Origin of the sequence: Streptomyces sp. NRRL F-5727, from assembly GCF_000719555.1 — a bacterium.
Lineage (GTDB): Bacteria > Actinomycetota > Actinomycetes > Streptomycetales > Streptomycetaceae > Streptomyces.
This window is the reverse complement of the sequence record NZ_JOGX01000114.1, coordinates 1-10543: the sequence shown is the minus strand read 5'-3', so window position 1 is coordinate 10543 and position 10543 is coordinate 1. Positions and strand designations below refer to the sequence as shown.

General features: G+C 72.4%; 12 protein-coding genes. 4 read left to right on the top strand and 8 right to left on the bottom strand.

Annotated elements, in window-relative coordinates; translation table 11 throughout:
* Positions 1-282 precede the first annotated feature (282 nt).
* A complete protein-coding gene (locus IF73_RS0136365; protein ID WP_031015626.1) occupies positions 283-945 on the bottom strand; it encodes a DNA-3-methyladenine glycosylase in 663 nt (220 codons plus the stop codon).
* A gap of 90 nt (positions 946-1035) precedes the next feature.
* Here IF73_RS0136365 and IF73_RS0136360 point away from each other — a divergent pair, with 90 nt between their 5' ends.
* The 3 genes from IF73_RS0136360 to IF73_RS0136350 all read left to right on the top strand — a co-directional run bounded on the left by IF73_RS0136360 (position 1036) and on the right by IF73_RS0136350 (position 3047).
* On the top strand, positions 1036-1818 hold the full coding sequence (locus IF73_RS0136360) for a sporulation protein (protein WP_031015624.1): 783 nt from the start codon (positions 1036-1038) through the stop codon (positions 1816-1818).
* A gap of 24 nt (positions 1819-1842) precedes the next feature.
* Positions 1843-2382, top strand: a complete 540-nt coding sequence (locus IF73_RS0136355) for a YbhB/YbcL family Raf kinase inhibitor-like protein (protein WP_031015621.1) — start codon at positions 1843-1845, stop codon at positions 2380-2382.
* Positions 2383-2540: 158 nt separating this feature from the next.
* Entirely contained in the window at positions 2541-3047 is a 507-nt protein-coding gene (locus IF73_RS0136350; protein ID WP_031015619.1) for an HNH endonuclease, read from the top strand.
* A 46-nt stretch (positions 3048-3093) separates the two neighbouring features.
* Here the strand turns inward: IF73_RS0136350 and IF73_RS0136345 are convergent, their stop codons facing one another.
* From IF73_RS0136345 to IF73_RS0136330, 4 genes are all read right to left on the bottom strand, one after another.
* Positions 3094-3861, bottom strand: a complete 768-nt coding sequence (locus IF73_RS0136345; RefSeq protein ID WP_031015617.1) for a sulfite exporter TauE/SafE family protein — start codon at positions 3859-3861, stop codon at positions 3094-3096.
* 108 nt (positions 3862-3969) lie between these two features.
* On the bottom strand, positions 3970-4905 hold the full coding sequence (locus IF73_RS0136340) for an SPFH domain-containing protein (RefSeq protein ID WP_031015614.1): 936 nt from the start codon (positions 4903-4905) through the stop codon (positions 3970-3972).
* 105 nt (positions 4906-5010) lie between these two features.
* The gene (locus IF73_RS0136335; protein WP_031015612.1) at positions 5011-5439 is read right to left on the bottom strand and encodes an NfeD family protein; all 429 of its coding nucleotides are present in this window, start codon (positions 5437-5439) and stop codon (positions 5011-5013) included.
* A gap of 97 nt (positions 5440-5536) precedes the next feature.
* The gene (locus tag IF73_RS0136330) at positions 5537-6328 is read right to left on the bottom strand and encodes an ABC transporter ATP-binding protein (RefSeq protein ID WP_031015611.1); all 792 of its coding nucleotides are present in this window, start codon (positions 6326-6328) and stop codon (positions 5537-5539) included.
* Positions 6329-6472: 144 nt separating this feature from the next.
* On the opposite strand from IF73_RS0136330, the gene IF73_RS0136325 reads away from it, so the two are divergent.
* Positions 6473-7261: a hypothetical protein gene (locus tag IF73_RS0136325; protein WP_031015609.1), complete on the top strand. Its 789-nt coding sequence runs from the start codon at positions 6473-6475 to the stop codon at positions 7259-7261.
* Between the two features lie 611 nt (positions 7262-7872).
* On the opposite strand, the gene IF73_RS0136320 is transcribed toward IF73_RS0136325, so the two are convergent.
* The 3 genes from IF73_RS0136320 to IF73_RS0136310 form a co-directional block, all read right to left on the bottom strand.
* On the bottom strand, positions 7873-8115 hold the full coding sequence (locus IF73_RS0136320; protein ID WP_031015607.1) for a chaplin: 243 nt from the start codon (positions 8113-8115) through the stop codon (positions 7873-7875).
* Between the two features lie 154 nt (positions 8116-8269).
* The gene (locus IF73_RS0136315; protein WP_031015604.1) at positions 8270-8914 is read right to left on the bottom strand and encodes a response regulator; all 645 of its coding nucleotides are present in this window, start codon (positions 8912-8914) and stop codon (positions 8270-8272) included.
* Positions 8907-10052 carry a GAF domain-containing sensor histidine kinase gene (locus tag IF73_RS0136310; protein WP_031015602.1) on the bottom strand — a complete coding sequence of 382 codons (1146 nt, stop codon included), beginning with the start codon at positions 10050-10052 and terminating at the stop codon, positions 8907-8909. The genes IF73_RS0136315 and IF73_RS0136310 overlap by 8 nt, the downstream gene beginning before the upstream one ends.
* Positions 10053-10543: the final 491 nt, after the last annotated feature.

Here is a 10543-nt window from a genome sequence, read left to right as displayed (position 1 = left end):
TTCGTTCCTGTTTCCAGGCCCTCCGGGCGCTTCCTTCGTTTCCGACTCTATCAGATCTTTCCGATCCGATTTCCTCGGTGCTTTCCGGTCCCGAATTGTTTTTCTCGGGGCCTTCCGGCGCGTCCACTACTTTAGCCGATTTCCCCGGCGGCTCATAATCGAGCCTTTGGAACGAATTTCGGCATGCCGAAATAGGCCCCGTGGGGATTCGTCGCATTGAAGTGGGTGGCCGCTCTCGGGGCGCTTGAAGAAGCACCACCGTCTCTAACGGCTCGGGCTACATTACGCGTCTGCTCGGGCCGGGTCAAGTCGGCGCTTCCGGGGCGTGTGGGGACGGTACGGACTCACCGTGGGGTCCTCGGCGATCCAGAAGCGCCAGGGGTGCGGGGCGCCGTCGCCGCCGACGCCGGTGCGGGGGCCCGTGCGGATGAGGGAGGGGGCCGGCGGGGTGCCGGTGAGGATCGCGAGGGGGGCGTCCGGGCCGGCGCAGACGTCGGTGCCGTTGAGGGAGCCGGGGACGTCCAGGGCGGTGGCCAGGCGGGCCGGGCCCTTCGCCAGTTCGGCGTCCTTGCGGGCCGAGCGGCGGCGGGGGCGGGCCAGCTCGGCGCCATGCCGGATCTCGCCGGCTCGGAGCAGGACCCCGCTCGCCTCGCCCTCGGGGCCGCAGACCAGGTTCAGGCAGTGCCACATGCCGTAGGTGAAGTAGACGTACGCGTGACCGGGCGGGCCGAACATGACGGCGTTCCGGGCCGTGCGGCCGCGGAAGGCGTGCGAGCCGGGGTCGATCGCGCCGGCGTACGCCTCCACCTCGGTGAGGCGCAGCTCGATGCGTCCTTCGTCGGTCGTGCGCACGAGGGTGCGGCCGAGGAGGTCCGGGGCGACCTCCAGGACGGGGCGGTCGAAGAAGCTCCGCGGGAGCGGCGTACGGTCGGGGCTCTCGCTCATGGCGTCCGAGCGTAACGGGGTGGGCTCCGGAACCCGCTACGGTCGTCGCGCGTATGTAGGGGACAGGACACCGAGTAAGGAGAGAGTGACATGGGATTCAAGAAGCTGCTGGCCAGCCTTGGTGCCGGTGGGGCGACCGTGGAGACGGTGCTCACCGAGGAGAACGTGGTCCCGGGCGGCGTCGTCCAGGGCGAGGTCCGGATCCAGGGCGGCAGCGTCGACCAGCAGATCGAGGGCCTCTCCGTGGGTCTCCAGGCGCGCGTCGAGGTCGAGGGCGGCGACCAGGAGCACAAGCAGGACGTCGAGTTCGTGAAGGTCCGGCTCGGTGGTGCCTTCGAGGTGAAGGCCGGTGCCGTGCACACGGTGCCGTTCGGGCTCGAGATCCCGTGGGAGACGCCGATCAACACGATCGGCGGGCAGCGCCTGCACGGCATGGAGATCGGCGTGTCGACCGAGCTGGAGATCGCGCGCGCGGTGGACTCGGGCGACCTCGACCCGATCAACGTGCACCCGCTGCCGGCGCAGCAGGCGATCCTCGACGCCTTCATCCAGCTGGGCTTCCGCTTCAAGAGCGCGGACATGGAGCGCGGTCACATCCGCGGCACCCGTCAGCGGCTGCCCTTCTACCAGGAGATCGAGTTCTTCGCGCCGCAGCAGTACCGCGGCCTGAACCAGGTCGAGGTCAGCTTCGTCGCGGACGAGCGCGAGATGGACGTCGTCCTGGAGATGGACAAGAAGCCGGGTCTCTTCACCGAGGGCAGCGACTCCTTCCGGGCGTTCAAGGTGGGTCTGAACGACTTCCAGGGGACGGACTGGAACGCTTACCTCAACCAGTGGCTCGCCGAGGTCGGCGGCCGTCGCAACTGGATGTAGTACGGACGATCCGGAGGTTTCGACATGTCCGAGGGACAGCGGGCACCGCTCCCCCACGCCTTCCATCCGCCGGTGCCGGAGTTCGCCGTGGCGAGCGACGACGTGGCGCCCGGCGGGGTGCTGAAGGACGCTCAGGTCTACGCGGCGGGGAACGTCTCCCCCCAGCTGAGCTGGGAGGGGTTCCCGGCGGAGACCAAGAGCTTCGCCGTGACCTGCTTCGATCCGGACGCGCCGACGGGCAGCGGGTTCTGGCACTGGGTGCTGTTCGACATCCCGGCGTCGGTGACGGAGCTGCCCGCCGGGGCCGGTTCGGGCTCCTTCGAGGGGCTGCCGGCCGGGGCGGTGCACGCGCGGAACGACTACGGGGCGAAGGAGTTCGGCGGGGCGGCCCCGCCGGCCGGCGACCCGGCCCACCGCTACGTGTTCACCGTGTACGCGGTGGACACCGAGAAGCTGGGGCCGGACGCGGACGCCTCGCCGGCCGCCGTCGGCTTCAACCTGCGGTTCCACACGCTGGGCCGGGCCCAGTTGATCGGTGAGTACGCGGCGCCCGCGGCAGGCTGATCGTTCGTTTGTTGTTTGCCCGCTTCTGGTCTTGGAGAGATCAGAAGCGGGCATCTTTTGTTGCGCACGAAATTGCGTTGTCCGACCCCGGCCGGCCCGGCCATCGTTTGATCCAAGCCCGCCAGGGGGGTGGGCCGGCACAACGGGAGGTGGGCACCATGCGGGACACGCTGGTACTGAACGCGAGCTTCGAGCCGCTGTCGACGGTGACACTCAACCGTGCGGTGGTACTCGTCCTGCAGGACAAGGCCGTCGTGGAGCAGTCCCATCCCGATCTGCGGGTGCGTGCCGCCGCCGTCGACCTTCCGGTGCCCCGGGTGATCAGGCTCTGCCGTTTCGTCCGGGTGCCGTTCCGAAGACAGGCACCGTGGTCGAGGAGGGGGGTGCTGGTCCGGGACCAGCACCGGTGCGCGTACTGCGGGAGGCGCGCGACGACCGTGGACCATGTGGTGCCGCGGGCGCAGGGGGGCGGGGACAGCTGGCTGAACACGGTCGCCTCCTGTGCGGAGGACAACCACCGCAAGGCGGACCGGACGCCGGAGCAGGCCGGGATGCCGCTGCTCTTCGAGCCGTTCGTGCCGACGCCGGCGGACGCGATGCTGCTGGCGATGCGGGCGGGTGAGCGGTCGGAGCTGCCGGAGTGGCTGGCGCGTACCGCCGCCTGACGCGTACGAGGTGAGGGCCCGCCCCGGTCGGGGGCGGGCCCCTCCGTCATTTCAGGGTGAGCTGGAGGATGGCGACGACGCCGACGGCGATGATGACGCCGCGCAGGACGGCGGGCTTGAGGCGGCGGCCGACCTTGGCGCCGATCTGGCCGCCGAGGGTGGAGCCGACGGCGATGAGGAGGACGGCGGTCCAGTCGAACTCGGCGACGAAGAGGAAGAAGACGGCGGCGACGCCGTTGACGAGCGCGCCGAGGATGTTCTTGACCGCGTTGATCCGCTGCAGGTCGTCGTGGAGCAGCAGGCCCATGAGGGAGAGGTAGAGGACGCCCTGGGCGGCGCCGAAGTAGCCGCCGTACATGCTGGCGAGGGTGAGGCCGACGAGGAGGACGGGGCCGCCGTCGGGGTGGGCCTCGTTGCCGGTCTCCTCGCGGCGGCGCTGGACGGCGGCGGCGATGCGGGGCTGGAAGAGGACGAGGATCAGGGCCAGTCCGATGAGGACGGGGACGATCGCGTCGAACGCCTTGGAGGGCAGGGCGAGGAGCAGGATCGCGCCGATGAGTCCGCCGACGAGGGCGGCGGCGCCGAGGCGGAGCACCCGGCGGGTCTGGCCCTTGAGTTCGCGGCGGTAGCCGATGGCTCCGCTGATGGAGCCGGGGACGAGGCCGAGGGCGTTGGAGACGTTCGCGGTGATCGGGGGCAGTCCGGTCGCGAGGAGGACCGGGAACGTGATGAGCGTCCCCGATCCCACGATGGTGTTGATGGCGCCGGCGCCGATGCCGGCGGCGAAGACTGCCAGGGCTTCCCAGATGGACAAAGCCGTTTCCTCACATGGTCAGTGGCTCGCCTCCCCGCCCTGCGTGCGGCGAGGGTCGAGGGGCTCGCACCGATCATGCCCGGGATTACGTGTACGTGTCAGCCGTGATCAGTCGACCGTGGGTTCTTCACGCCTCGCGGACGGGACGTCCTTGGTGAAGGACGGGGCGCCCGGGCCCATGTTGCCGAGGGCGCCGGAGAGTCCCTTGAGTGCGTCGCCGATCTCGCTGGGCACGATCCAGAGCTTGTTGGCGTCGCCCTCGGCGATCTTCGGGAGCATCTGGAGGTACTGGTACGAGAGGAGCTTCTGGTCCGGGTCGCCGGCGTGGATGGCCTCGAAGACGGTGCGGACGGCCTGGGCCTCGCCCTCGGCCTTGAGGGCGGCGGCCTTGGCCTCGCCCTCGGCGCGGAGGATCGCGGACTGCTTCTCGCCCTCGGCGCGCAGGATCTCGGACTGGCGGACGCCCTCGGCCTGGAGGATGGCGGCGCGCTTGTCGCGGTCGGCGCGCATCTGCTTCTCCATCGAGTCCTGGATGGAGGTCGGGGGCTCGATGGCCTTGAGCTCGACGCGGTTGACGCGGATGCCCCACTTGCCGGTGGCCTCGTCGAGGACGCCGCGGAGGGCGGCGTTGATGTCCTCGCGGGAGGTGAGGGTCCGCTCCAGGTCCATGCCGCCGATGATGTTGCGGAGGGTGGTGACGGTGAGCTGCTCGATGGCCTGGATGTAGCTGGCGACCTCGTAGGTCGCGGCCCGGGCGTCGGTCACCTGGTAGTAGATGACGGTGTCGATGTTGACGACCAGGTTGTCCTGGGTGATCACCGGCTGGGGCGGGAAGGGGACGACCTGCTCGCGGAGGTCGATGCGGTTGCGGATCGTGTCGATGAACGGGACGACGATGTTGAGGCCGGCGTTGAGGGTGCGGGTGTAGCGGCCGAAGCGCTCCACGATCGCGGCGCTGGCCTGCGGGATGACCTGGATCGTCTTGATCAGGGCGATGAAGACGAGCACCACCAGAATGATCAGGACGATGATGACTGCTGACATCGTGTTCCCGTGCCCTTCGCTGCCGGTTGTGTGCCGGGGTTCTCTCGGGTTTCTCTTCCGAAGATCGAGTTTCCCAGACGCCCGGACGTCGTGGGTGGGCTTCGGTCAGATGACGACGGCGGTGGCTCCCTCGATCTCGACGACGTCGACCTCCTCGCCCGGTTCGAAGACGCGGGTGGCGTCGAGGGAGCGGGCGGACCAGATCTCGCCGGCGAGCTTGATGCGGCCGCCTTCGGCGTCGACCCTTTCCACGACGCGGGCCTGACGGCCCTTCAGGGCGTCGATGCCGGTGGCGAGGGCGGCGGTGCCGGCGCGGTGGCGGGCCGCGATCGGGCGTACGACGGCGACGAGTGCGACGGAGACCGCCGCGAAGACGATCACCTGCGCGACGATGCCGAAGCCGAGGGCGGCGGTGACCGCGCCTGCGACGGCCCCGACGGCGAACATGCCGAACTCCGGCATGGCGGTGAGGACCAGGGGAATGCCGAGCCCCACCGCGCCGATCAGCCACCAGATCCATGCGTCGATGTCCACACGGTCATGGTAGGGCGGGTGGGGCCTCGTGGGACAGGGCGCGGTGCGGTGCCGTGGCTGTGCGGGTCACGGCGGGTCACGGCCCTGCGGGGCGTGGCTACTTGAGGGGCAGGCCCTGGGCGGTCCAGCGGTCGCCGACGCGCTCGACGACGAGCGGGAGGCCGAAACAGCGGGAGAGGTTGCGGGAGTTGAGCTCGGTCTCCATGGGGCCGGCGGCGAGCACCTTGCCCTGACGGATCATCAGGACGTGGGTGAAGCCGGGGGCGATCTCCTCGACGTGGTGGGTGACCATGATCATGGAGGGGGCGTACGGGTCCCGGGCGAGGCGGCCGAGGCGGCGGACCAGGTCCTCGCGGCCGCCGAGGTCGAGGCCGGCGGCGGGCTCGTCGAGGAGGAGGAGCTCGGGGTCGGTCATCATCGCGCGGGCGATCAGGGTGCGCTTGCGCTCGCCCTCGGAGAGGGTGCCGAACTTCCGGTCCAGGTAGTCGTTCATGCCGAGGCGGTCGAGGAAGGCGCGGGCGCGCTCCTCGTCGACCGGGTCATAGTCCTCGTGCCAGGTGGCGGTCATGCCGTACGCGGCGGTGAGGACGGTCTGGAGGACGGTCTGGCGCTTGGGCAGCTTCTCCGCCATCGCGATGCCGGCCATGCCGATGCGGGGGCGCAGCTCGAAGACGTCGACGCCGCCGAGGCGCTCGCCGAGGATCGTGGCGGTGCCGGTGGTGGGGTAGAGGTAGCTGGAGGCGACGTTGAGGAGGGTGGTCTTGCCGGCGCCGTTGGGGCCGAGGATGACCCAGCGCTCTCCTTCCTTGACCGACCAGGAGACCTCGTCCACCAGAGCGCGTCCGTCGCGGACCACGGATACGTCCACCAGCTCCAGTACATCGCTCATGAGCGCGTTGTCTCCCCTTGCCGTCGAGTCGTGTCGGCTCGTGTCGTCGCCTTGGGCCGCGGGCGCGGCGTCCACGGGAAAACCTACGTCATCGGCGAGGCGGGCCGGTCCTTAGGGCGTCGTTCGGGTCCCTACTCTGGGGGGATGCTTTCGGAACCACGTTCAGGACGCCTGGCCGCCTGGGGCAATGCCCTGCTGGCCGGGGCGGTGTCGCCGGACGACGCGGCGCTGGCGATTGTCGGGGAGGACTCGGTGCACCGGGTGGCGGGGCTGCCGGGTGAGGCGGGTCCGGTGGGGCTGACGCTGGCGCTGGGGCGGCTGCGGCGGCTCGGGGTGACCGGGTGGCGGGTGGCGCTGCCGGCGCCGGGGCATCCGCTGGGGCTGAGCGGTCCGCCGGACTTCAACGCGCGCGCGTTGGAGGCGGAGGAGGCGGTGGTCGGGTACGGGGCGCCGTACGGGCTGGTGCCGGAGGTCTCGGAGGCGGGTCCCCGGGGCGACGTGCACGTCGAGGTGGTGTGGCACTGCCTGGCGGTGCGGGAGGCGCCGCCGGCCGACGTGCCGTCGCTGAGCGAGGCGGAGCGGGAGCTGGCGGAGGCGCTGCGGGACGCGACGGCGGCGCTGACGCGGCTGGACGTGGCGGCGTCGGGTCCGGCGGCGGAGGCGGCGCGGGACGCGTACCGGGCGCGGGCGGAGGCGGGTCGCGAGCTCCTGGCCCCCGGCTACCCGCCCCGCGCGGTCCGCGTCCTGGAGCTGGCCCAGCGCATCGGCCTGATGGTCGACCTGGCGTACGGCAACGGCCACGGCGGCGCGGTGAGCGCCTCCGAGATGGCGGCGCGGGGGGCGGTGCTGCGGCCGGTGGAACGGGTGGCACGACGGGCGCAGGTCGCCGCGTACAACGCGTGGGTGGAGGAACGGGAACGGGAACGGGGCTGACCGCCACGGGGCGGGGACGGGCGGAGGGGGCCATCGCGGTGCCGCGCCGTGGGGACGGATCCCCTCCCGCCCGGGGCAGGGCGCTGGGGACGGCGGACGGAGTCCGGCGCAGCGGGACGAAGCCCGGGAGGCGCCCTGGCGCCGAGCGGTGCGAGGGACGCGGCGAGAGGGAGGGGCTGGCGGCGCGGGGGGCGGTGCTGCGGCCGGTGGAACGGGTGGCACGACGGGCGCAGGTCGCCGCGTACAACGCGTGGGTGGAGGAACGGGAGCGGGAACGGGGGTGACCGTCTTGGGGCGGGGGCGGGCGGAGGGGGCCATCGCGGTGTCGCGGCTGGTGGGCGGCGGGCTCGGGGCGGGGTCTCCCCCCGGTGCCTGACGGGGCCGGCGGACGGAGTCCGGCGCAGCGGGGCGAAGCCCGGGACGCGCCCAGGCGCCGAGCGGTGCGAGCGACGCGGTGAGAGGGAGGGGCCGGCGGCGCGGGTGGCACGACGGGCGCAGGTCGCCGGGTACCACCGTGGGCGCGCCTGGGCGGGAGGGGTGGGGAGCGGGGGGCTGGGGGTACGCCGACGGCCCCCGGAGGGAGGGTTCCGGGGGCCGTCGGGGGTGGCGGGTCAGCCGTTGAAGGCGCCGTTGCCGAAGGCGGGGTTGAGCAGGCCGATCACGTTGACCGTGTTGCCGGAGACGTTCACGGGCACGTGGACCGGGACCTGCACCAGGTTGCCGGAGGCGACACCCGGGGAGTTGAGGGCCTTGCCGTCGGCCTCGGCGCCGTGGGCGGAGGCGACACCGGCACCGGCGGCGACGATGCCACCGGCGACCATGGTGAGGGCAGCGGCCTTCTTGAGGTTCTTCACTTGGTATTTCCTCCTGGTCATCGCTGCGGCCGATCCGCCGCAGCACGCCTTGGAGAACGCCGGCCGCCCGCCGGGGTTGCGCCGAACGGGGGATGTACACCCGACGGTATGACCTTCTGAACGGGCGTGCGCCCCGGCGCGTGAACGGAGCGTTTCAGGTGGTGAGGCCGTGGCGGACCGCCCAGAGCGCCGCCTGGGTGCGGTCCGCCAGGTCCAGTTTCATGAGGATGTTCGAGACGTGGGTCTTCACCGTCTTCTCGGAGAGGACCAGGGCGCGGGCGATCTCGCGGTTGGAGCGGCCGTCGGCGATCAGGCCGAGGACCTCGCGCTCGCGCTCCGTGAGGGTGGTGCCCCGGCCCGTGCCGCCCTGGGGCTCGTCCTGGGCGAGGAGCGCTTCGGCGACCTCGGGCTGGAGCAGGACGTGGCCGGCGTGGACGGAGCGGATCGCGCCCGCGAGGGCGTCGGGGTCGACGTCCTTGTAGACGTATCCCGAGGCGCCGGCCCGCAGGGCGGGGACGACGGTGCGCTGCTCGGTGAAGCTGGTCACGATGAGGACCTTCGCCGGGTTGGCGAGGGCGCGGAGCCGCTTGAGGGCCTCGATGCCGTCGGTGCCGGGCATCTTGACGTCCATGAGGACGACGTCGGGGCGGAGCTCCTCGGCGCGGGCGACGCCCTCGGCGCCGTCGGCCGCCTCGCCGACGACCTCTATGTCGTCCTGGACCTCCAGGAACGTGCGCAGGCCGCGGCGGACGACCTGGTGGTCGTCGACCAGGAGCACGCGGATGGGCTTGTCAGCCACCGGGGACCTCCATCTCGATCGTGGTGCCCTCGCCGGGGGCGGAGGTCACGGTGAGGGCGCCGCCGACTCCGGCGGCGCGGTCGCGCATGGACACCAGGCCGAGGTGGCGGCCGGCGCGGCGGACCGCCTTCGGGTCGAAGCCGCGGCCATCGTCGGCAACGGTGAGCCGCGCGCCCTGGCCCTGCCGGGTGAGCGCCACGGCGACCCGGGCCGCCTCGGCGTGCCGCAGCGCGTTGTGCAGGGCCTCCTGGGCGACCCGGAGGACGGCCTCCTCCTGGGCGGCGGGCAGGGCGCGGATGCCGGAGCTGTCGAAGACGACCGTCGCGGTGTGGGCGCGGTCGAGGACCTGGATCTGGGTACGGAGGGTGTGGACGAGGCCGTCCTCGTCGAGGGCCGCCGGGCGGAGCTCGACGACGGCGGCGCGCAGCTCGTCGGCGGCTTCCGCCGCGAGCGCGGCGACCTGCTGGAGCTCGCCCTTGGCGCGGACCGGGTCGCGGTCGACGAGGGCGGCGGCGGCCTGGGCGGTGAGCCGGAGCGAGAAGAGCTTCTGGCTGACGGCGTCGTGCAGCTCGTGGGCGAGCCGCGAGCGCTCCTCGGCGATGGTGAGCTCGCGGCTGCGCTCGTAGAGGCGGGCGTTGGTGAGGGCGATGGCGGCGTGCTGGGCCAGGATGCCGAGGAGCTCCTCGTCCTCGGCGGTGAAGCCGCAGCTTCCCTCGGGTTTGGGGCAGCGCTTGTTGGCGAGGAAGAGGGCGCCCAGGGTCTCGTCGCCGTCGCGGACGGGGAGGCCGAGGAAGTCGGAGAGCTCGGGGTGGGCGTCGGGCCAGCCGCCGAAGCGGGGGTCCTCGCGGACGTCGGCGAGCCGCTCGGGCTCGGCCTTGTGCAGCATCGCGGCGAGGACGCCGTGCTGCCGGGGCAGGGGGCCGATGGCCTTCCACTCTTCGTCGCTGACGCCGTCGACGACGAACTGGGCGAAACCACCGTGGTCGTCCGGGACGCCCAGCGCCGCGTACTCGGCGTCGAGCAGCTCGCGGGCGGAGACCACGATCGTCTTGAGGACGTCGCGGACCTCCATCTGCCGGCTCATCGCCAGAAGCGCGGTGCTCACGGCGGCGAGGCCGGAGCTCGATCGGTGGCTCATGGCTTCACCGTACCGGCGGGGTGTGACGGTCCGTATGGGCCTGTGGACGGCGATGGACCGGGTCGCGGGACCTAGGTCGTCGTGCCTGGGCCGGCCAGGGCGGCCCGGTGCTCCGCGCGGGGGCCGGGGCCGGGCGGCGGACAGGGGAGCACGTGCGCGCGTGCGCGAGTGCGCGCGTGCGTAGGGGGAGGGCGCGTCCGCGGGGACGTGGGTTCTGGAGGAGTCGTGTCGGAGCCGGTCCGGTACGGGTGGGCGGGGCCGGTACGCCTACCGGGCGCGTCCGGGTGAGTGCGCCGGCCGCCGACAAGGGCGGCGGCGTGCCCCCGGGGCACGGGACAGATGGGGCGGGGCTGGGGCCCAGGGGCCGGGACAGGAAGGGGGGGCAGCCGGGCCAGGGACGGGGGCCGGGAGCCGGGAGCCGGAATAGGGACAGGGGCCGGGAGCCGGGACGGGGCCGGGAGCCGGAACAGGGACTGGGGCCGGGACCGGGA